Raw genomic sequence first — 22,983 nt, 5'->3', positions numbered from 1 at the left:
GCTCTTTGTCAACTGTAGTGGGTTGAAGAAAAGCTAAGATCGAGAAAGGACACATTTCGTCCTTTCTTTTTTGATATTGAGAGCGATAAAAATCCGTTTTTTGAAGTTTTCAAAGTTCCGAAAACCAAAGGCATTTCGCTTGATAAGTTTGATGAGATTATTGGTCGCTTCCAATTTGGCGTTGGAATAGGGTAGTTGAAGGGCGTTGACAATCTTTTCTTTATCCTTGAGGAAGGTTTTAAAGACAGTCTGAAAAAGAGGATGAACCTGCTTTAGATTGTCCTCAATAAGTCCGAAGAATTTGTCTGGCTCCTTGTTCTGAAAGTGAAAAAGTAAGAGCTGATAGAGATTGTAGTGGTGTCTCAAGTCTTCTGAATAGCTCAAAAGCTTGTCTAGAATTTCTTTATTTGTTAAGTGCATGCGAAAAGTAGGGCGATAAAAACGTTTATCACTGAGTTTACGACTATCCTGCTGTATGAGCTTCCAGTAGCGCTTGATGGCTTTGTATTCATGGGATTTTCGCTCAAATTGATTCATGATTTGGACACGAACACGACTCATAGCACGGCTTAAGTGTTGTACAATGTGAAATCGATCTAGAACGATTTTAGCACATGGAAAAAGCTGTTTAGCCAAGGCATAATAAGGACTAAACATATCCATCGTAATGATTTTCACCTGACAACGAACAGCTCGCTCGTAGCGCAGAAAGTGATTTCGTATGATAGCCTGTGTTCTGCCTTCAAGAACAGTGATGATGTTAAGATTATCAAAATCTTGTGCAATGAAACTCATCTTTCCCTTGGTAAAGGCATACTCGTCCCAAGACATAATCTCTGGAAGACGAGAAAAATCATGCTTAAAACGGAAGTCATTAAGCTTGCGAATGACAGTTGAAGTTGAAATAGCCAGTTGATGAGCGATATCGGTCATAGAAGTTTTTTCAATCAATTTTTGCGCAATTTTTTGGTTGATAATACGAGGAATTTGGTGATTTTTCTCGACGAGAGAGGTCTGTGAGACCATCATTTTAGAGCAATGATAGCACTTGAAACGACGCTTTTTAAGGAGGATTCTGGTAGGCATACCAGTTGTTTCAAGGTAAGGAATTTTCGATGGTTTTTGGAAGTCATATTTCTTCATTTGACTTCCACATTCAGGACAAGATGGGGCCTCATAATCCAGTTTAGCGATGATTTCCTTGTGGGTATCTCTATTAACAACATCCATAATTTGGACATTAGGGTCTTTGATATCGAGTAGTTTTGTGATAAAATGTAATGGTTCCATATGATTCTTTCTAATGAGTTGTTTCGTCGCTTTTCATTATAGGTCATATGGGACTTTTTTTCTACACAAAAATAGGCTCCATAATATCTATAGGGGATTTACCCACTACAAATATTATAGAGCCCTAACTTTTAAGCACACAAAAACCAGGATGAAGATAAGCTTCATCCTGGTTTCTTTTATCAATAAAAGATTATTTTTTACAGTAGGTATAAAAAGGCTAGCGTCAAAAGACTTGCTAGAAGCCCCACTCCCCAAAAGAAGAAGTCGACCTTCCACTCGCTCCAAGGACTTCCCTTACCAGACAATCCTCCAAGCTCAAAATGGTGGTGCACAGGCGTCATACGGAAAATACGTTTACCACCTGTCAGTTTGAAATAACTAACTTGCATCATGACCGAAGTTGTTTCAAAAACATAAACAATTCCGATAATCAAGAGAGTCCATTCTTGGTGGAGGGCCATAGAGATAGCTGCCAGCATTCCACCTAAAGCCAAACTTCCCACATCCCCCATAAAGACTTTAGCAGGCTTATGGTTAAAGACAAAGAAACCAAGCAAACCACCAATCATGGCAAGAATCACTAGAAGAATATCCATCTGACCTTGCACATAGGAAATAACTCCATAGGCAGACAAACTGATCACAACGGAAATACTAGCTAAACCGTCAATACCGTCTGTCAAGTTTACTGCGTTTGAAAAACCGACTAGCCAGAAAAGAGCGAAGACAATATAGAAAATCCCTAGATGCACTTGGTAACCAAAGACAGAAAGCATATCGCCACCGCGCTCATAGAAAAGGTAGAAAATGACACCACCTAGAAGCTGAAGAGCCAATTTCTGTTTGGGATTAAGGCCCTCATTGATTTTACGGAAGACCTTGAGGAAGTCATCTAAAAATCCGATTAAACCATAAAGAACCAAGATAAATAAAATCATACCAACATTATTGCTGAGTTGATTACTAAATAGGGCGAAAAAGAAAGCAACTAAAACAGAAGCAATTAAGAAAACCAAACCTCCCATTGTAGGAGTCCCAGCTTTTGCCTGGTGCTGTTTGACATCCTCATGCATCTGCTGGCCTGTAATTTGCGCCTTTCTATAAAATTGGATAAAGGCCGGAATTCCTACTAAAGTTAGTAAAAATGTCACAATTCCAGCACTGATAGAAATAAACATATTAGTCTCCTAAAGTTAATTTAATTTTTTTAATGTTTTTGATAGCTGTATTAGTCCGAACGTCTTGCTTCTGAACAACAGAACCTGAACCTTCAAATTCCAGCTCAATATCCAACCATTTAGCAAAGGCCTCAGCAGTCTCTTTTTTCCAGCCATACATATCTGGAATTTCTTCTACCTTATCCGATAAAAGGAGAACTTGTTGGTTTGGTGCAAGATTTTTTCCTTCTTCTACAGAAGTCTCTTTAATCTTTGTTCCAGTACCAACAACGATTGGTTGCACAATATTTCGACGTAAGGCTTCCGCCAAATCACCAGGTGAAATATCCTTGATGCTAGGCATTGCATACGAAGATTCTGTCGTCACTTGATCTAAATTCTTAGCTGGAGATTGAAGGTTCAGAGATTCTTTCATCGCTGAAGCCCGCTCCAAGATTGGATTGGAAAACTCTCCCAACTGGGCAGCTGAATAATGCTCAGGCTGTTGAACCGTTACATACAAGATAAAATCAGGATTTTCAGCAGGATTCATAGTCACAACTGAGAAAATATAATTGGTAGAACCAACCAAGTATCCTCCATTTTTCTCATCAGCGATTTGAGCCGTACCGGATTTAACTGCTACATTTTGTCCAGGAACTGTTATAATTGGCTTTCCTGTGTAGTGATTATACATAGTTCCATATAGAGGGTCCGTCCCAACTAATATCATGTTAGTACGAGTCAAGCTTGCTGCATCTTCAGATACAGGTTTTCCTACAATCTCTTTTTGAGACTTTCGTACAGACTGATTGTTAGTATCATAAATAGCACTTATAAATTTTGGCTCCAGCATAACTCCATCATTAGCAATAGCTGTAAAGGCACGAAGCATTTGTGTTTGTGTTACTGAAATCCCTTGCCCAAATGAGCTTTGAGCAATATTGACAATATTATCAGCTGGAAGTTGACCAGCGTATTCATCTGTCAAACCAAAGCGAGTTGGGACCCCAAATTTAAAGCGGTTTAGATAATCCAACCAAGTAGCATCTCCCATTTTTTGTTCAAGTAGACTCATTCCAACATTACTGGAGTGAGCGAAACCTTGTGAGAAAGTCATCATCCTACCAGTAGTCAAACCATCATTAACATCCCAATCTCGAATCGTCGCATCCGCTATTTTTAATTCACTGCTATTGAAGTATTCTCCACTTGGGAAGGTATTATTATCAATAGAAGAAGCTAACGTCATAACCTTCATGGTTGATCCTGGTTCATAGTTACTTTGATAAAGAATGTCACGCCAAACAAAGTCCTCAGTGATTCCTTCTTTAGTATCTGCATTAAAGGTAGGTCGTTGGGTGGTAGCGAGAATTTCACCGGTCTTTGCACTGACCAAGGTCGCGGTCATATACTTACCTTTTACTTTTTCTAGAAAGGCATCCATCTGAGTTTCCATGAAAGATTGTAGCGGACTAGACAATGTTGTATAAACATCCTTGCCATCCACAGTTTGTTGCGATACCAGTTCTGTACCTGGTACGATATTTCCTACACGGTCTTTTTCATAGGTAATAATACCGTCTGTCCCAGCAAGAATGGTATTTAAAGAACTCTCCAAACCAGAAGTCCCTAACAAACTCTTACTACCATCCTCATTTTCATGAAGTTGGGCTAAGCCAATAAAGCTAGAAGCAAATTGTCCATTTGGATAGCTTCTGTTAGGGCTAGTTGTAAAGTCAATCCCTTCCACACTAGCATCTTTCAAATCTTTTTTAATAGCCATCATATTGGCATAGGTAATCCCATTTCCTTTTGCACCAAAGGAAACTTGGGTCAGATTTGGTTGAGCTAATTGCTCTTTCACATAAGCTTCATCCATGTCTAAATACTTATGGAAGACTTCAGCTACCTTATTAAACTGCGAATCCTCTACATAAAGAATTTTTCCAGTTGCTGACTTGTATTTTTTATCAATAACAGCATACACGTTATAAGAGGTCGCATCTTCAGCGATAGGCACTCCATTTCGGTCATAGATAGTCCCACGTTTGGCAGGAACTGTTCGGGTTGTTTGGTGAACCTTTTTAGCCTCTTTTACCAAGTCAGTACCAAATATATTACCTTTTGCGATAATATAAGCAAAATTGGCCAAAAAGAGGCCGAAAAGGGCAACAGCTAAAAAGCTGAGGTACTTGCCAACTATCCTACGGTTTTTTGCTGGAGACTTACGATTTTTTATCGCAAATCGGGTTATTTTTTCTGTCCATTTCATATCTTACTCCGCTGTTCGGATATTTTCATTATTCAATTTCAAATCTTTTTTATCTGCAATTTCTTTCAAGCGCTCGGAACGAATCAATTCATTCACTTCCTGCTTAGCATCATCCAGCTCTGTCTTCTTTTCCTCTATCTGCGCATTGATTTTTGTTAAATCACTTTGCACTTGCAAGAGTCGTGTCTGCATAAAGATGATACTCACTGCTAAAACGAGAGCCGTAAAAGCGATGGAAAGATAAAAAGCCTTCTCCACACGTGAGAATTTTTTTATACGATTCTGCAAGAATTGACTGGTTGTTTCTTTCTTATCTACCATTTTTTCCTCTTACTTGTGAATTTTTCTGGCCACGCGCAACTTAGCTGAGTGCGAGCGGTTATTGGCTTCTAATTCTTCTGCACTTGGCAAGATTGGCTTACGGGATACCAATTCCATCTTGGGCTTGAGATCATCTGGAATGAAAGGTAAACCTTTTGGAACTTCCACTGTTGAAGCCTCCTTAAACAATTGCTTTGTCAAGCGGTCTTCCAGGGAATGAAAGGTAATCACTGAAATTCTACCATCTAGAGCCAACATCTCCATAGCCTGCTGGATAGATTCATCTGCCGCCCCTAGTTCATCGTTAACTTCAATTCGAATAGCCTGGAAAATCTGCTTGGCAGGATGGCCCTTTTTCTTGAGTTCCTTGGCAGGCTTAGCAGACTTGATAATCTCTGCCAACTCAGTCGTTGTCTCAATTGGCTTGACTTCACGTGCTTGTTCAATCTTACGCGCAATCTGTTTAGAGAATTTATCCTCACCATACTTGAAGAAAATACGAACCAAGTCATGATAGTCATAGTGGTTCACCACCTCATAGGCAGTCAAACTAGCCTCCTGATTCATGCGCATGTCCAGTGGCGCATCCTTTTTATAAGAAAAACCACGCTCACGCTGGTCCAATTGAGGACTAGACACTCCCAAGTCATAACAAATTCCATCAATTTCCTGAACACCAGCTTCGCGCAAACGTGCCTGTAAATGACGGAAGTTATCCTTGATAAAGGTCACCATTCCCTTTTCAATGTAAGGTGCCAAACGTTTTTGCGCATTGTCAATGGCATTCTGGTCCTGGTCAAAGGCATAGAGATGGCCTTTTTCACTTAATTTACTTAATAAATATTCGCTATGGCCCGCTCCACCCAAAGTCGCATCAACGTAGATACCGTCAGGCTTTACGTCGAGCATATCAATCGTTTCATGGAGTAAGACCGTTACATGATGAAATTCTTTTGTCATATCTTATCTATTTTACCACAAATCTGACTAGCTTGCACTAGTCAGACAAATAGGGCAAAAACAAGTAAGATTTCTTTAAGAAATATGTCAAATATGCTTGACATCTACTCCATAGAAGAATATAATGTAGTCAAATATATACGACATAAATCAGAAAGGAGTCCAGATGAATCGTGTGAAAGAATTTCGCAAGGAACTGGGCATTTCCCAGCTCGAACTCGCCAAGGATATCGGTGTCTCGAGACAGACCATCAATATGATTGAAAACGACAAGTACAATCCAACCCTGGAACTCTGTCTCAATCTCGCCCGCAGCCTCCAAACTGACCTCAATAGTCTCTTTTGGGAGGATAATTTTTAAAAAAGGAGCCAACTCATGAAAAAAGAAACCTTCACTGAAAAACTGATCAAACGCACATACGGTATTTCTGGTCCCCTTGACGAATACAAACGGCGTGAGATCGATCGTATTGGGAACCAAGTCTTTATCATCCTCTTTTATCTGATGATTTTCGGAAATCTTATTCCACTCCTTCTAGCCTATAAATTCCCTCAACTAGTGGCTCTGATCTATCCTCCTCTGATTTTAGTGATTGCCCTCATCGCTGCTAGCTATCTCACCTACCAAATGAAAAAAACAGGGATTACAGCTATTGATCCAGATATGCTGAATGAGAAAGAAAGCAAGCAACTACATTACCCAGGTCTGAAAGCAGGTTTGTTCTTTGGTCTATGGATGTTTTTTATAACTCCTCTTCTCAGTATACTCATAGGTGAAGGTCAGGACTATTTTCATTCTCTCCTCACTATAAGAAATGGTGTATCAAGCATTCTCGGTTCTATTTTCTTCGGAGCGAGCATACAGTTCCTCATCTCCCGTCGCATTGCAAAAGCTAAGAAAGATCAAGATGAGGATTAGGAGGTGCCTTATAGAATCACTAGTAACTTTACTTACCTATCATCTTTTGTTCAGTTCTCTGCTCATCTTCATCATCGTTTCAGGGAACTTGCCAATCTACGATATAGTCTTCCTTCCAGTCTTTGTTCCAGCACTCAACAAAGGATTGACTTATCTAAAGATTGACTCCCAAAAAACGCGCATACTCAACTTAGCACTATTCTTTATGATTCTATCCTTACCACAACTGACGCTCATTTCAAGCAATTGGAAATATTATATACTGCTAACTATCGCTATCCTTTCTTCTATCACTTATCTTTATTATCTCTATCAATTCGTAAAAGAAACAAAATAGCATCGTTCATTTAGGAGAAATCACCCATGAAAAAAGAAGACTTAACAACTCGCCTACTTCGAAATTTCTTTCATATCCAAGGACCTTTTGATGAATGCCGTCAAGAGGTTATCTACAAGGCTTGCGCCCGTTCCATGATCCAAATCTTTTACTCTTCCTTCATTCTCTTCCTATTCTATATTTTGTTCGGAAGCTTTATAGAAATTGTTCGAAATGTTATGCCCTACATCTATTTTGGACTCATTTTGTTCATGAGTATAAAAGCTCAAAAAGCCGTCCAAGAGCTTCATCTTGAAAAGGATGACAAATCAGAAATCATTCTCAAAACCTACAGCAAAGCCCAAATCAAATTCCGAAGCTGGATTGTGTTTATCGGTATTCAGATTGGCTTCTTTACCTTACTCATCTTTCATAAAGTCTTCGTTCAGCAGATGTCCCTTTCAGATTTTGTGAAATTGCTCTTGCAATTCGATAAAAGTGGTCCTTTCCTGATGTATGGCCTCATTATCGGTAGTATTTTCGGAACCCTAACCTACGGATTTCTATCACTACAGGAGGAGAAAACTCCTAAAAATACCAAACAGAAGGAGAAAAGCAAGCAATGACTTCACTATACGATTTTTCAGTCTTGAACCAAGACAATCAAGAAACTCCACTAGAGACCTATCGTGGTAAGGTTCTCTTGGTTGTCAACACTGCTACTGGATGCGGTTTAACGCCCCAGTACCAAGGACTTCAAGAACTCTATGATCGCTATCAAGAACAGGGTTTTGAGATTTTAGACTTCCCTTGCAATCAGTTTATGGGACAAGCACCAGGCAGCGCAGAGGAAATCAACACCTTCTGTAGCCTACATTATCAGACCACCTTCCCACGTTTTGCCAAGATAAAGGTCAACGGTAAGGAAGCAGATCCTCTCTATGTTTGGTTGAAAGAACAAAAATCTGGCCCACTGGGAAAACGAGTCGAATGGAATTTCGCTAAGTTTCTTATCGGTCGTGATGGTCAGGTCTTTGAACGCTTCTCTTCAAAAACAGACCCAAAACAAATTGAAGAGGCGATACAAAAATTACTCTGACTTTTTTTTGAATACATTCTTTCATTCAGTTTAATTCTTAAAAGGATGTATTTTTTTCTTTAAAAAGTGAAAGAATTTCTTTAAATTAGGTTTACTTTCTCTATTGCATTTCTTGGAACAATTTAGTATATTTGTTATGTTAAGGTTTTTAAGTTATTTTAAAGATTAAGATAACAATTTTAATTTTTTTATTCTAAAATGAAAGCGCTTAAACAGAGGGGGTAATTAGTCTCAAACTATTGCACAAAATCTAACTATCGCTAAAGAAAATCGTTTCCAAGTCATACTTGGGCTCAGACAGTAGCTGACTGTCTTGATTCAAACTAGGAGTACATTATGAATCGATACCTTTTTGAAAAAGAGCAAACTTTTAGCATCAGAAAATTAACCGTTGGAGTTGCTTCGGTTATGGTCGGACTCGCTTTTTTTGCATCTGGTACAGCACTAGCTGACGAAGCAAAAATTGAAACTACAAGCTCTCAACCAAATGTAGAAAAATTGGCCGAAGTTGAAAAAACCAAACCAGAAGTCAAAAATGAAAGTCCTGTAATTTCTACACCTCAAGAGTCAGAGAAAGCAGAGAAAGCAGAAAAAACTGTTAAACCAGTAGAAGAGAAGACTGTAGCAGAAACTAAAACTACTGACTTGCTTCCTGAAGAAATCCACGATCAAGCTTATCCTGATGCACCCGTGAAAAACATAGATACTTCAGCAATCGTAGACAAGAAGGATAGCCCTAAAGTTGAGACAGAAAGCATTCTAAAAAACAAGGAAGAACTTCCAAAAGAAGCTGAAAATGGTAATCGTGCAATTATCAACGGTGGTCTAGATTTGAAGCACGTCCCTTATGAAGGACAACCTGCTACTGCTGCTAGTATGATTTACACTATTTACAATGGTGGTTCCCAACGCTATATCGTGTCTGGTTCTGGTATTTTTGTGGCACCAAATGTCATCTTGACTGTTGCCCACAACTTTTTAGAATCAAACCGTGATACAAAAGAAGGACATATTCGAGGCGGAGATTCTGCTAAGTTTTACTATAACCTCGGTTCTAATTCTGCTGTTCGCAATTCTCAACCTGTAACGGGTAATACTACTCTATTCAAAGAAGAAGATATTCATTTTTGGAACAAGAAAGAATTTGGAAAAGGATATCAAAATGACTTGGCTGCTGTTGTAGCACCTGTTCCTCTTCAAATCGCTAGTCCAAATAAAGCTGCTACCTTTGTTCCCTTGGCAGAAAATAAAACCTATCAACCTGGGGACCCTGTTAGCACGATTGGATATCCAACTGATTCAAGCTCACCTGAGCTCAAAAAACCAATTGTAGCTGGTCAACTTTACAAGGCTGATGGTGTCGTGAAATCTGTTGATAATTATGATGATAAAGGCTCAAAAGGCATCACCTATCATATGACTTCTGTTTCAGGCCTTTCAGGTGCTGGTATTATCAACGGTGATGGTAAAGTAGTCGGTGTTCACCAACACGGCACAATTGAAAACGGCATCCCTGACAAAGACCGCTTCGGTGGCGGAATCGTCCTCTCACCCGAGCAAGTAAAATGGGTAAAAGATATTATCGCTAAATATGGTGTCAAAGGTTGGTACCAAGGTGATAATGGGAAACGATATTACTTTACTCCTGAAGGAGAAATGTTCAGAAATAAAACTGCTGTTATTGGCGAAAATCAATATTCTTTCGATGAAAATGGTGTTGCGACACTCATTAAAGGAATCGATTACGGACGTGTAGTTGTTCAACACGTAGATGAAACTGGTAATCCAATCAAAACTGATGATACTTTTATTGAAAAAACTGAAGTTGGAACAGCTTTTGATTATGACTTCAAAAAAGAAATCGCTAAGACTGACTTCTATACAAAAAATCAAGAGAAATACCAGATTGTCTCTATTGATGGCGTCGAAATCAGCAAACAACTCAAAGATGAGTGGACCTACAACGTCGTCAGCAAAACAGCTCCAGGAACACGGGTCATCAAGGTGGTTTATAAAGTGAATAAAGGTTCATTTGCCATTCATTATCGTTTGAAAGGCTCAGAGCAAGAATTAGCAGATGTTGTTACTGATAATAATGACGGAAAAGAATACGATGTTTCATTTGTAAACACTTTTGAAGCAAAAGAAATCGCAGGCTACCGCGCAATCACTCCACGCTTAGAAGCCAGCATCCAGCACAAGGGTGTGAATGATGTTGTCTTTGAATACGAAAAAATCTCTGATAGCTCTAATCCGACTTCAACTGTTTTACCTGCTGCTCATCCAGAAGATAAGGAAACAGAAATTGGAAATCACGGTCCCCTTCCAAGCAAGGCTCAACTTGATTATCACAAGGAAGAATTAGCCGCCTTCATCCACTATGGTATGAATACTTATACTAATTCTGAGTGGGGACATGGAAATGAAGACCCTAAAAACTTCAATCCAACTAACTTAGATACAGATCAATGGATCCGTACTCTAAAGGAAACTGGCTTTAAACGAACTATTATGGTTGTCAAACACCACGATGGTTTCGTTATTTACCCATCTAAATATACAAATCATACCGTAGCTGCAAGTCCATGGAAAGATGGAAAGGGTGACCTTCTAGAAGAAATCTCTAAATCGGCTACTAAATACGATATGAACATGGGTGTTTACCTATCACCATGGGATGTTAATAGCCCTAAATATAAGGTAGCTACTCAAAAAGAATACAACGAATACTACCTCAATCAACTAAAAGAAATCCTTGGTAATCCAAAATACGGTAATAAGGGTAAATTTATCGAAGTTTGGATGGATGGTGCGCGTGGTAGCGGTGCCCAGAAAGTAACCTACACCTTTGACGAATGGTTCAAATACATTAAGGAAGCTGAAGGAGATATCGCTATCTTCTCTGCACAACCAACAAGTATCCGTTGGATTGGAAATGAGCGTGGTATCGCAGGTGACCCTGTATGGCATAAGGTCAAGAAAGCCAACATCACCGAAAATGTTAAGAACGAATACCTTAACCACGGTGACCCTGACGGAGATATGTACTCTGTAGGGGAAGCAGATGTTTCCATCCGCTCTGGCTGGTTCTACCACGATAATCAGCAACCAAAATCCCTCAAAGAATTGATGGATATCTACTTCAAGTCTGTTGGTCGTGGAACGCCACTTCTTCTCAACATTCCACCAAACAAAGAAGGAAAATTCGCAGATGCTGATGTGGCTCGCTTGAAGGAATTCAAAGCAACCCTAGACCAAATGTATGCAACTGACTTTGCCAAAGGAGCGACTGTAACAGCAAGCTCTACTCGTCAGAACCACCTCTATAAAGAAAGTCACCTGACAGACGGCAAAGACGATACCAGCTGGGCGCTCTCAAATGATGCCACAACAGGTAGCTTCACAGTCGATTTGGGACAAAAGAGACGCTTTGACGTTGTCGAACTCAAGGAAGACATCGCTAAAGGTCAACGTATCTCTGGTTTCAAGATTGAAGTCGAAATCAACGGTCGCTGGGTAACTTACGGAGAAGGTTCAACTGTTGGTTACCGTCGCTTGATTCAAGGCAAGCCTGTAGAGGCACAAAAAATCCGTGTAACCATCACCGGAGCTCAAGCAACTCCAATCTTAACCAACTTCTCAGTCTACAAGACACCAAGTAGTATCGAAAAGACAGACGGCTACCCTCTTGGACTTGAATACCACTCAAATACAACAGCGGATACAGCCGGTACAACTTGGTACAATGAATCTGAAGGTGTTCGTGGCACTTCTATGTGGACCAATCAAAAAGATGCCAAAGTAAGCTATACTTTCACAGGAACCAAGGCTTATGTCGTCTCTACAGTTGACCCAGGTCATGGAGAAATGTCCGTCTACGTTGATGGCCAAAAAGTTGCGGATGTGCAAACTAAGAACACTAGCCGTAAACGCAGCCAAAAAGTATATGAAACAGACGATTTAGCACCTGGCCAGCATACCATTACCCTTGTTAATAAAACAGGTGAACCAATTGCTACAGAAGGGATCTACACCCTAAACAATGATAGCAAAGGAATGTTTGAACTTGAGTCTACTAACTACGAAGTCGAAAAAGGAAAACCAGTCACTGTTAAAATTAAACGTGTTGGTGGAAGCAAGGGAACTGCTACTGTTCGCTTCATCACAGAACCTGGAACTGGGGTTCACGGTAAAGTTTACCAAGATACAACTCAAGATGTGACTTTTGAAGATGGAGAAACAGAAAAGACTGTTACCATCCCAACGATTGACTTTACAGAACAAGCCGACTCTATCTTTGACTTCAAAGCCAAGCTCACTTCTGTCACTGATGGTGCCCTGCTCGGTTTTGCTACCGATGCAACCATCCAAGTGATGAAAGCTGAATTGCTGATCAAGGATCAAACAAGTTATGATGACCAAGCTAGTCAGTTGGATTACAGTCCTGGCTGGCACCATGAAACCAATTCGGCAGACAAGTACCAAAAAACGGAGTCTTGGGCTTCCTTTGGTCGCTTAACTGATGAACAAAAGAAAAAGACAACTGTCACAGCCTACTTCTACGGTACTGGAATTGATATCAAGGGCTATGTTGATCCAAATCATGGTATCTACAAAGTCTTCCTAGATGGCAAAGAAGTTCCTTACCAAGAGGGCATGGGAAATGCTTCGACTATTGATGGTAAGAAATACTTTAGCGGTCACGCTGCCCAACGCCAAGGCAATCAAACTCTGGTTAGCCTAAAAGGTCTGGACGAAAACTTGCACGCAGTCACCCTTCAACTCGATTCTGATCGAAACGATTTGTCTCGAAACATCGGTATCCAGGTGGATCAATTCATCACTCGTGGTGAAGGAAGCGAACTCTACAGCAAAACACAAATCCTTCAATCTCTCTCTAAATGGAAAGACGACTTATCTAACTTTGATCCAAGTGGTTTGAAAAATACAGCAACTGCACGTCAAGCATTTAAGTCTAATCTTGATAAACTCACTGCACAATTAAGTTCTGATACGGTAAATGTACAAGATGTGATGTCAACAGTCACTGCTTTGCAAGATATTCTTAGCAAAAACGAAAATTACCAAAAACCTGGAGACGAAACAAGTCCAGAACAACCGGTTGAACCAAAACAACCTGAACAGCCTGAAATCAATTATGATAAGGCTATGGCTAGCCTGACTGAAGCTATCGAGAAAAAAGTGGCTGAGCTTGGTGCCAACAACGATGCTAAGAAGAAATTAGTTGAAATTACTGACAAAGCAATCGCAGCTATTCAAGAGGCTAAGACTCAAGAAGACGTCAATAAAGCCCTCAACAACGCTCTTGAACAAATCAAGCAATTGCAACCTAGCCAACCAGAAAAACCGGTTGAACCGAAACAACCTGAAAAACCAATTACTTCTTCAAGTCCTGAAGAAGGGGTTAAAGAGCTTGTCTTCCAACTTCCAAGTCTGGATATTGTCAAGAAGGTGCTACCATTCAAGACTATCCGTCGCGAAAATCCACAATTAGACAAAGGAAAAGAGAAAGTTCTAGCAGAAGGGAAAGACGGCCTGCTAATTGAGTATGTCGAAGTAGATGGTAACAATCGCAAGGTAGTCCAAACCAAATCAACTCCAGCTCTAGATAGAGTGATTGAAGTCGGAACTAAACAAAGTTCTGTAGGAACAGAGGCACCACCAGTTGTGACTCTCCCTGAGTATGTTCTACCTAGAGAAACTGAAAAACCAGCTCCTGCAGTTGTAACAGAAGATTCACCAAGAAAAGATGAAAAAGCACCTGTTGCTACTACAGCTAAACAAGCCAAGGCAAAACAACTCCCAGAAACTGGAGAGCAAGAAGCAAATGCCTTCTTATTCTTGGCTGCTATTACTTCAGTATTGTCTCTACTCATCTTCCAAAAGAATTTCAAAGACTAATTAAAATCTTTACTTAATTCTTTTCAATGATTCTAGTTCCCCCAAAGAGAAGACCAGCCGGTCTTCTCTTTTTCTATATATAAATCAAAAGATATCCATAAATTTCTATGGATATCTTAGTATCTATAAAACAGAATGATTATTTGGGATAAGTATTTTCAAATTCAACAACAATTTCAAGTAAACGACTATCTAAAAAAGATAGGGCTTCTTGTCTAATCTCGTCAGAAAGACCATAATAAGCTTCTGCAAGTCCTCTTCAGATAGCTGCAATGGGGTACACCAAAAAACGAGTTCATCTCCTACCAAATCTACTGGCCACTATTTTTAATCCCAGCATATACATAGGTCCTATTTCTAGGACACGCTTTTTCCGTTACCACCCTAAAATAAAAACGATGCTCCCGCCCATCCTTGGCATTTTCCTTGTTTAAGACAAAGTAGTTTTTCTGATTCATCGCCATGGTTCGTAGGATGTCATCAATCAAGAAAGTCAAGGGCACGTTCATGGCAGAGTATTTTTGAAAATCCTCTTCAAAACGAATATAGTCATCTGAAAAGTAATCCATCTGCAGTTTGTTTTCATACAGCTCTTTTCTAGTCATAAACTCCCTCCTCCCACAGCCGAATTCCTAGGATATCTGCAACCTCTATCAACCTATATCCCTCGCTTGTCCTAATAGATAGAGTCTGAGGCGATAACTCTCTCACCACACCGATTATAGTGGTTTTCTGCTTCTTTTCCTTTAGCACAAAATTTCCCCTAAGTTGGCCAACATAAAGCTGAGAAAGCAAGTGTAACTTCTCATCTGGAGTCAAATCCGTCGAAAAATCAACCCGGCTTTTTTCTTCACTGAGCGAACTGGTGTGTTCTGAAAGGTAAAATCCCATCCACTTCTGCATCCCTGGATCTTGATAATCTCGCGCGGATTGAAAGGGTAAATAAGAACGATCAATCATTTTAATCCATCTAATCCTCCAGCAGAATGTCCCCCAATCAGCTTGCTTCTAGCAAGACTCCTAGAGGCTTCTTCCAGTGCATTTGCTCTTAAAAGGGAAGTGAAACCAAATTGTTCCCGAATGGAGTCAATGGCCGTCTGGAGCCTTTCTTCTTTTTCTAACTTGTCAACATCGTCAAAGAGAGATATCAAACCAAAGGACTCATCCACAAATCCTGAATAGTTGATTCCAACACTTCTAACTGCTCCTGAAGTGTATTTGTTATGAAATAACTTCAAAACATAATCCGTTAAGACAGCTGTATTATTGGTCGGTTCGACCTTCATTTGTGTGTGAATAGACGACCTGACCTCCTGTTTAGAGAAACCGACATAGATAGAGACAAGGGTTGTTTTCTTGCCAGACCTTCTCAGTCTAATAGCCACCTGCTCCGCCATTTCCCGGAGAATAATTTCAATATCACGTAGCTTCACGTAGTCTCTCGGCAAGATTTGAGAATTCCCCAAGCCCTTGGATTTGGCTTTATAGGGCTTATGAACATTGCTCTCATCAATCCCGTTAGCATGAAACCACAAACGAAGACCAGCCTGACCCAGAGCTTTTTTTAGCTGGTCGGGATTGCTGGTTGCCAATTTCTTGATGGAATAAATCCCCAGAGCATGCAAGCGTTTCTCCATCCGCCTGCCAATTCCCCAAAAGTCGGTCATCTTGGGAATGGACCAGACCTTCTCTTCCACATCCTGGTAAGACCAGTTGGCCCTCATGGTCGGAGTGTGCTTGGCCTCATTATCCAGAGCCAACTTGGCTAGTAAGGGATTGGCATTGGACATACCTACTGTAGAGTAGATCCCTGTCTGCCTCCAAATATCCCTCTGAATACGGGCAGAAAGCAGATCCAGCTTGTCTTTGCGAGAGAGACTCTTATCTGGGATGAAATAGTTGAGTGAACTAGTCAGATCAATAAAGCCCTCATCGATAGAGTAGGGATAAATATCATCTGGACTGCCATAATTCTGAAAGATTCGCTGGATTTCCATATTGACTGCAATGTACTCGTCCATTCGAGGAGGGACAATCAAGGTCACTTGAGCCCAATCTTCGATGTAGCGAACATAGTCTGAGTCGGTAGGTAGCCCTTGCTTTTGAGCATTGTAATAGGAAAATTTTCGCGTTTTGATATCAAAAGGCAAATCATAGGCCCGACCAACATTTGACTTGCCAAAAATCTTCTTAAACAGGGGAGAGGAGGCTAGGATAAGACCAGTTGAATTATCCGCTCGACTCATGACACAAAGCGAGGTTTTCAGCGGATGTAATCCCCTTTTCACGCACTCAACACTGGCATAAAAGGATTTCATATCGACAAAGGCAATGTCACTTTTGGGCTCTCTGGAATAATCAAAGTAGCCCATTGACTAGCCCTCTATCGGCACAAAGTTCCCAACGATAATCCCCACAATCCGAGGATCTTCCTCATAGGAGATGAAAATATCTTTGTATTTAGGATTGATAGAGACCAGACGCAAGCCATCTTCCTCACGATAAACCCGCTTGATATAGGTCTGATTGTTACAAACCACTGCATAAACCGCCCCATCATAGTCAAATCCTGTCTCTCGAATCAGAGCCACTGAACCATTTTGGTATTTAGGTTCCATGGAGTCCCCAGACACCCATGACGCAAAGTCATGAGCCAACTCCTCATTAAAGTAAACCGTATCAAAATTCTGATCATCGTAGACCGAAGCCCCAATACCTGCTGACATGCGTTCATAAACACGGTACTCGTAGAGGCGCTCTGGCATAGCTGTCACTTTCTGGGCTTGCTCCTCTTGAGATAGGTTGCGAGCATAGAGAACAACCTTCTCCTGCCCTTGCTTGGAGAGGCTATGGTAGAGACGGACAATCTCGATCTGAGTAAAATATCCTTTTGGTACTTTTAAAATATTCTCTAGCTGAGCTACCTTCTCCTTGGACGGTTCCTTGACTCCACGTTCCCAAGCCGAGTAAGCCTGGAAACTAATCCCAAGTTGCTCTGCAATTTCCTTCTGTGTCAGTTTTAACTCTTTCCTCCGAGCCTTTAATTTTTCTGGCTGATACATACTTCACCTCCTATTATGATGCTTTAATGGACATTATCTCCCTTAGAAAGACTAATCGATGCTTGAATCCATACTTTCAAAACTCAACCAATATGGTTTAATTTTATTATATAAAAAAAGTGGACGATTGTCTACTAGGAATATCATAAACATCATGAGTTTTCATCAAACTAAAAGGACTTAGCCCTGTACAATACAGAACTAAATCCTTTGAATAAATAATTTATCTAACTTTTAAAATTCCTACAGAAATTCCAGCTTTTCTCTATTTGATACCAGACATTAGTTTTTCAATACGTGGAACGTAGAAGAGTAAGATAATACTGAATACAATCGTAATTCCTCCAACAATTCCATAGTAAGCGACTTCAGTTTCGCTTGTATAAAATTTTACAATTTGAGCATTGATAGCTTGGGCAGCAGCATTACTCAAGAACCAGATAGACATCATTTGTGCTTGGAAGGATTTTGGTGCTAGCTTAGTAGTGACTGATAGGCCAATAGGCGAAATCAACATTTCCCCCACAATCACAATAGCCCAACTCATAATCAACCAGAAAGGACTGACCTTAACATCTACCCCAAAGAGCATCCCTGGCAACATCATCCACAAGAAGGATAGACCTGCCGCAAATAAACCGTAAGCAAATTTCTTAGAAGAGGACGGTTGATTTTTACCCATTTTCCCCCACAACCATGCAAAAATTGGCACATAAATCATAATGAAAAGTGGATTGATACTTTGGAAAAAGCTAGATGGGAAATGAATTTGATTTCCAAATGCATTAAAGTAAAGTCGAGTTTGATCATCCGCAAATAGAGCGAGAACAACAGAACCCTGCTCCTCAATAGACCAGAAGAGTACTCCAGCGATAAATAGAGGAATGTAGGCAAATACCCGAGATCTCTCAGTAGCAGTTATTTTCTGACTAGATAAAATTTTGAAGAAATAGTAGATTGGAATAATTACAGCAATCACTGTAAAGATATTAACAATCATATCCACATTAAACTGGTGAGTAAAGACTAAACCTATAACCACGAGAATAACTACGACAAGTGTAATCAGCAAGCGTTTAATCAAGGTCTGCTGGTCCTTCTGTGAAAGTGGATCAGTGGGGTAAAGACTTGATTCAGGCAGATATTTCTTCCCATCCAAAACATACTTCACTAGACCAAAGAACATCCCAATGGCAGCTAATGAGAAACCTAGATGGAAATTGACTTCCTGACCTAGATAACCCACTAGATAAGGGGCAACGAAGGCACCTAAGTTAATACCAAAGACAAAGATACTAAAACCTGCATCCCGTCTATCATCCTCTTTCTCATAAATTCCCCCCACCATATCTGAGATATTGGGTTTTAAAAATCCAGTACCAAAGATAATCAAGGCAATAGAAAGATAGAGAGCCACTTGTCCAAAAGGTGTTGCCAAAGCAATATGCCCTAGCATAATCAGAATCCCACCGTAAAAGACAGTCTTACGACTTCCTAAAATACGGTCACTGACAAAACCACCGATAACCGAGGACAAAAATACCAGCGAGCCATAAATCGCCATAACCGATGCAGCTGTGGTCTTATCCATTCCCAATCCACCGTCTTGCACACTATAGTACATATAGTAAAGTAGGATAGCTCGCATCCCATAGTAAGAAAAGCGTTCCCACATTTCTGTAAAGAAGAGGGTGGACAAGCCCATAGGATGTCCAAAAAATGTTTTCTGTTTTTCCATATATATTCTCCTTGAACGATATAATAATTCATTTTACAGAATTTTCAAATAAATGTCAAACAAATCCTGTTTGTTTTAGAAAATTTTCTGAAAAAATCACACGTCTCATACTTAATTCCACCATAAAAATCCGTTTCAGACTAACTTCCACATCGGTCAGGCAAGTGGAAGTTACTTTGAAAAATCACCTTTAAAAATTTGCTCTTGTTTAGTTTAAAAAATATTTCAAACCTTGAAACATACTTATCCTTTCCTCTTCAGTAAACAAAAAACATCTCTATGCCAAACTCGTAATTACTAAAATACAAGTCAATAAGCATAGAGATGCAAAACTATTACACATTAAAAAATAAATAATTAGTAATTAAATAATAGAAATTGTGTACGAAATGTCTCAATTAGTTTTCGCTAGTAAATATCATTTCTAACAAACGCCCTCTCAATTCCTTATCCTGATGATGCAAGATATTCATTAACTCATGAGAATTTTTGGCATTGATGAATTGATTTAATAATCTATCTTTTAATTCATATGGAAGAGAAGCCGTCTTTAGTAGTCTAAAAACTTCATCATTCAGAGACGGTATTTTATTATCATAAATTATTTTCTATTAATAATTTCTTTAACTATCTGTTTATCAGATTGTTAATCTTCTAAAAATGATGAGTAATAAAATCTAATATTCTTATCGTATTCATATTTATTATACAACTTATCCCTTAATGACTGATACGAACTTTATTTATATCTAAATGAAAAGCTATCTATTACCCATTAATTTTACTCTTAATTATTGTCACTTCCAATTTGGAAGAATGTAGAAAAAAATATAACTATAAAGCTAATTAAGATTGGAACACTTAAAAGTAAAATATGTAACGGTATTTTAAAAAGGATAACAACATTATCAATTAACCCCAAAGGGCTAAGTGAGCCGTTTACAAAGATCGAATATAAAATATAATGAATAAGTACAGTTGTAGCAAGAGAGAAGTATATACGTTTATTAATGTAGTGTCTACGTTTAATCTTTAGTTTTACTTCACCAGAATCTGAATATTCTAAACGTCTTACTTCATTTTGTGACTCCGATTCAGCCTGTTCCGGAGTGACCATATTTGGTTGTTCCGTAACAATCAGTTTATTTTGCCTATCTATTTGAGTCATATATATAAGCATAAACAGATATACTATATAAAGTGTTATAATGTACATTGCAAAAATTAATATAGTCGGAAATTCATCCTTATAAAACACCATCAAATAACTCATTATAAAAATAATTATTATAAAAATTACAGGTATTAACATACCCAGGAACCATTCTTTTACACTCTTCCACTCAATCATATTTATCCCTGGTAAGTTTTTAAAGAAATCGTCATTTCTATTAAAAGTATCTCCAATGGCACGATTAAAATCTTTCTCGAATTTTGATTTACTATCCTCCAGTTCTGGGAAGATTAAATTATTTCTATCTTTGAATTTATCTCTTGCATCTGTGTTTGTATATACACTATAATCTTTTTCAAAATCCCATATTTTTTCTGCTCTCTTTAATACATATATCTTTTGGGTATCAATATACATGTTATCAATTGTCGCTATTTTATAAGAAATATAAGATAACAGCACTATAATAGCTATAAAAAGTAAAAGATATAAAACAATTAACGCAAAGTCCCTATATTTATTAAATGTGTCAGCAACATTATTAAAAACTGTTGGAACATCCTTGATATTACTTAGATCGGGTAGTAAAACTTTTAAGAATTTAGTTGAACCTAAATATCCAAAGACAGCTAATATAATGCTATAAATACCAATCTTTTTAGGTTCATTATTATATAAGAAATCTAAATAGTCCTTAAGTTGTTCTTTTGAAATGCCTTGAACTTCAAATTTTTCTTTTAAACCAAAAACTACTTTATCAACCTCAAACATAGAGGTTGTTTTTTTATTGATAACTATCCCATTCCGTTCTCGCTTATACCAATTACTATACTCTCTATCAATTATTTGGAAAACTATAGAGCCTGCATACTTTCTTTTTGCTTTCTCCTTGAATTTAAAATATGCAAAAAGTAAAATCAATGAAAATAAAACTGAAATCATTTGAAACATATATACTCACTCCTATTTATTTCCGATTTTTCTCTATATTCAAATGCCTTCTTCCGTTCTTCCATAAATTCAATCAACTCTTTTTGAAAGACTTTCTTCTCTTCATCAGTTAAACCTTTTGAGTTCATACGAAAAAGTAACTCAATATTATCTAGTTCATCTGATTTTTCTTCTGAATTTCCAACTAGGTAATCAACGGACACATTTAAAACTTGTGCAATCTTAACAAGATTTTCTTGTGTTGGTTTTTTTACTCCACGTTCCCATGAAGCATATGCCTGTTGGGAAATATTTAGTTTTTCAGCTATATGACCTTGTGTTAGTTTTACTTGTTTCCTTAGTGTCTTCAAGCGTTCTGCAAATTCCATATGTAACCTCAAAAAATTATTTTAAAATTTTGCAGAAAATCGTTGGTATTTACAACTAATGGTTGTATAGCAGTTGAAAATAATAATCTTATCTTCAAGGCTAAACCACGATCATTGATAATTAAATAAAAAGTGCGTCTGACAACCAGAGGACTGATTGCCAAAACTACACTAAACTTCGTGCCTTTATTGTAAATGTTTTGGAAAGAAAAGTCAAGTCTGCTTGATGGTTGAAGTGAAGATTAAAAACATTTTTGTGGACTTCCACGCATTTCGGACTTTCGCACTTTTCCGAATAGTAAAGTGAACTGGCTTCGCCAAAGGGCGTAAGAGAACCCAATGGGCATGATAGTGACTACCTATTGAGGTTAGCTGGGAAAACGATGGTAATTCATGCAAAGCACCTTGCTAAACGTTGCCACCGTGAAGGAGGGATCCTTCAACCAAATAACTTTTCTTTACTGCTGTCTATCTAATTTACTAGATAGATTTACTCTAGCTACTAAGTCCATTTTCTTAGTAGCTTTTTACTTTTACAATAAAGGAGAACACTATGTCTAGCTTTTTTCGCACAACAATGTGAACGACTCTACAATAATTACATATTCACCTATGATATGTTTTCTACATCCGAACAACTCCAGGGACAACTCTATCATCAAGCCCAAAAGGCTTTAGATAAACTTGCCAACCAATCACTGCTTACTGGCTTTGCTCAAGGTGAAGTACAATTTTATACCAGAATGTTCAAACGAAAACTTTTTACTCATTACTACTCAAGAGTGAAGCAACTAGCTTAACTCTTTTTATTTTACACTCAGAAAGGAAACAACATATGATACCAGAAACTTTAAAAATGAAACCAGAATTTATTGGCCTAGCTTACTATGAAAAATTAGGAAATGCACCACGTTATGTCTTTGGTAAGGAAGGAAAGTACCAAAGACATATTTTAAATAGTGAAACTCATGGTGCCTTCCACGTTATTACACCGGCTTCTACAACAGTCTTTCCAGAAGATGCTCTTGTTGAAGCAGTTAATCCTATTTTCTTATCGGATACTTCACTGAATGGAAATTCTGCCGCACCTGCACTCAACGTTTTTGCTGAGAAGCTAGTACTCAAAAAATAACAAAATAAAGGAGAAAATAAAATAGCTAAAACTGGATTAAACTATGGAATCTATAAAGCATCGACACATAGCGATACAAGTACAACTCAGATTTATGTCAATACTTCGAATGTAGTTCCTATAGCAGTTGGTGAATTTGCTTTAAAGTCTCTAAAACAATAAGGTAAAAATAAGGTGAACTTTGAGGTAAACTTTTTAAAAAAACACGAAAAAAGCACCCATGAGGTAAACTCTTGAGTGCTTTGAAACGTTGATATAATCGTATTGATTAACGTTTTGAGAATTGTGATGCTTTA

Annotated in this window: 19 protein-coding genes and 2 pseudogenes; 8 read left to right on the top strand and 13 right to left on the bottom strand. The window is 38.5% G+C overall.

The window, feature by feature from the left end:
* Window positions 1-33: 33 nt before the first annotated feature.
* The 5 genes from KB197_RS01930 to rsmH all read right to left on the bottom strand — a co-directional run bounded on the left by KB197_RS01930 (window position 34) and on the right by rsmH (window position 6,006).
* Complete coding sequence (locus KB197_RS01930) at window positions 34-1,290, bottom strand: ISL3 family transposase (RefSeq protein WP_212574075.1); 1,257 nt, start codon at window positions 1,288-1,290, stop codon at window positions 34-36.
* Window positions 1,291-1,490: 200 nt separating this feature from the next.
* A complete protein-coding gene (gene mraY / locus KB197_RS01925; RefSeq protein ID WP_212573516.1) occupies window positions 1,491-2,471 on the bottom strand; it encodes a phospho-N-acetylmuramoyl-pentapeptide-transferase in 981 nt (326 codons plus the stop codon).
* A gap of 1 nt (window position 2,472) precedes the next feature.
* The gene (gene pbp2X / locus KB197_RS01920) at window positions 2,473-4,725 is read right to left on the bottom strand and encodes a penicillin-binding protein PBP2X (protein ID WP_064275919.1); all 2,253 of its coding nucleotides are present in this window, start codon (window positions 4,723-4,725) and stop codon (window positions 2,473-2,475) included.
* 3 nt (window positions 4,726-4,728) lie between these two features.
* Entirely contained in the window at window positions 4,729-5,046 is a 318-nt protein-coding gene (gene ftsL, locus KB197_RS01915; RefSeq protein WP_000227824.1) for a cell division protein FtsL, read from the bottom strand.
* A 9-nt stretch (window positions 5,047-5,055) separates the two neighbouring features.
* Complete coding sequence (gene rsmH, locus KB197_RS01910; protein WP_049551041.1) at window positions 5,056-6,006, bottom strand: 16S rRNA (cytosine(1402)-N(4))-methyltransferase RsmH; 951 nt, start codon at window positions 6,004-6,006, stop codon at window positions 5,056-5,058.
* A 166-nt stretch (window positions 6,007-6,172) separates the two neighbouring features.
* Here rsmH and KB197_RS01905 point away from each other — a divergent pair, with 166 nt between their 5' ends.
* From KB197_RS01905 to KB197_RS01880, 6 genes are all read left to right on the top strand, one after another.
* Window positions 6,173-6,367 carry a helix-turn-helix transcriptional regulator gene (locus tag KB197_RS01905; RefSeq protein ID WP_001082471.1) on the top strand — a complete coding sequence of 65 codons (195 nt, stop codon included), beginning with the start codon at window positions 6,173-6,175 and terminating at the stop codon, window positions 6,365-6,367.
* A gap of 15 nt (window positions 6,368-6,382) precedes the next feature.
* A complete protein-coding gene (locus KB197_RS01900; RefSeq protein ID WP_064275918.1) occupies window positions 6,383-6,925 on the top strand; it encodes a DUF3278 domain-containing protein in 543 nt (180 codons plus the stop codon).
* Between the two features lie 10 nt (window positions 6,926-6,935).
* Complete coding sequence (locus tag KB197_RS01895) at window positions 6,936-7,262, top strand: hypothetical protein (protein WP_064275933.1); 327 nt, start codon at window positions 6,936-6,938, stop codon at window positions 7,260-7,262.
* A gap of 26 nt (window positions 7,263-7,288) precedes the next feature.
* The gene (locus KB197_RS01890; protein ID WP_084927874.1) at window positions 7,289-7,867 is read left to right on the top strand and encodes a DUF3278 domain-containing protein; all 579 of its coding nucleotides are present in this window, start codon (window positions 7,289-7,291) and stop codon (window positions 7,865-7,867) included.
* The gene (locus tag KB197_RS01885) at window positions 7,864-8,340 is read left to right on the top strand and encodes a glutathione peroxidase (RefSeq protein WP_212573517.1); all 477 of its coding nucleotides are present in this window, start codon (window positions 7,864-7,866) and stop codon (window positions 8,338-8,340) included. Before KB197_RS01890 ends, KB197_RS01885 begins: the two co-directional genes overlap by 4 nt.
* A gap of 336 nt (window positions 8,341-8,676) precedes the next feature.
* The gene (locus KB197_RS01880) at window positions 8,677-14,262 is read left to right on the top strand and encodes an alpha-L-fucosidase (protein WP_212573518.1); all 5,586 of its coding nucleotides are present in this window, start codon (window positions 8,677-8,679) and stop codon (window positions 14,260-14,262) included.
* A 311-nt stretch (window positions 14,263-14,573) separates the two neighbouring features.
* Here KB197_RS01880 and KB197_RS01875 read toward each other — a convergent pair whose 3' ends face one another.
* From KB197_RS01875 to KB197_RS01840, 8 genes and pseudogenes are all read right to left on the bottom strand, one after another.
* Window positions 14,574-14,867: a DUF5960 family protein gene (locus tag KB197_RS01875; RefSeq protein ID WP_064276376.1), complete on the bottom strand. Its 294-nt coding sequence runs from the start codon at window positions 14,865-14,867 to the stop codon at window positions 14,574-14,576.
* The gene (locus tag KB197_RS01870; protein WP_042750128.1) at window positions 14,860-15,222 is read right to left on the bottom strand and encodes a hypothetical protein; all 363 of its coding nucleotides are present in this window, start codon (window positions 15,220-15,222) and stop codon (window positions 14,860-14,862) included. Before KB197_RS01870 ends, KB197_RS01875 begins: the two co-directional genes overlap by 8 nt.
* Entirely contained in the window at window positions 15,219-16,634 is a 1,416-nt protein-coding gene (locus KB197_RS01865; protein ID WP_212573519.1) for a Y-family DNA polymerase, read from the bottom strand. The genes KB197_RS01870 and KB197_RS01865 overlap by 4 nt, the downstream gene beginning before the upstream one ends.
* Before the next feature lie 3 nt (window positions 16,635-16,637).
* On the bottom strand, window positions 16,638-17,324 hold the full coding sequence (locus KB197_RS01860; RefSeq protein WP_064276378.1) for an XRE family transcriptional regulator: 687 nt from the start codon (window positions 17,322-17,324) through the stop codon (window positions 16,638-16,640).
* Between the two features lie 265 nt (window positions 17,325-17,589).
* The gene (locus KB197_RS01855; RefSeq protein ID WP_064276379.1) at window positions 17,590-19,062 is read right to left on the bottom strand and encodes a peptide MFS transporter; all 1,473 of its coding nucleotides are present in this window, start codon (window positions 19,060-19,062) and stop codon (window positions 17,590-17,592) included.
* A gap of 398 nt (window positions 19,063-19,460) precedes the next feature.
* Window positions 19,461-19,658, bottom strand: a pseudogene (locus KB197_RS01850) (glycoside hydrolase family 31 protein); the annotation flags it as partial.
* Between the two features lie 191 nt (window positions 19,659-19,849).
* Complete coding sequence (locus KB197_RS01845; RefSeq protein ID WP_064276380.1) at window positions 19,850-21,187, bottom strand: hypothetical protein; 1,338 nt, start codon at window positions 21,185-21,187, stop codon at window positions 19,850-19,852.
* Window positions 21,175-21,555, bottom strand: a complete 381-nt coding sequence (locus tag KB197_RS01840) for a helix-turn-helix domain-containing protein (RefSeq protein ID WP_004269888.1) — start codon at window positions 21,553-21,555, stop codon at window positions 21,175-21,177. Before KB197_RS01840 ends, KB197_RS01845 begins: the two co-directional genes overlap by 13 nt.
* Before the next feature lie 835 nt (window positions 21,556-22,390).
* On the opposite strand from KB197_RS01840, the gene KB197_RS01835 reads away from it, so the two are divergent.
* Window positions 22,391-22,687 carry a hypothetical protein gene (locus KB197_RS01835; protein WP_004269886.1) on the top strand — a complete coding sequence of 99 codons (297 nt, stop codon included), beginning with the start codon at window positions 22,391-22,393 and terminating at the stop codon, window positions 22,685-22,687.
* 48 nt (window positions 22,688-22,735) lie between these two features.
* Window positions 22,736-22,849: pseudogene (locus KB197_RS01830) on the top strand (site-specific integrase); the annotation flags it as partial.
* Window positions 22,850-22,983: the final 134 nt, after the last annotated feature.

Origin of the sequence: Streptococcus sp. 11-4097, from assembly GCF_018215285.2 — a bacterium.
Taxonomy (GTDB): domain Bacteria; phylum Bacillota; class Bacilli; order Lactobacillales; family Streptococcaceae; genus Streptococcus.
Note: the sequence above shows the minus strand (reverse complement) of the source record. Positions and strands in the feature narration are given on the sequence as shown.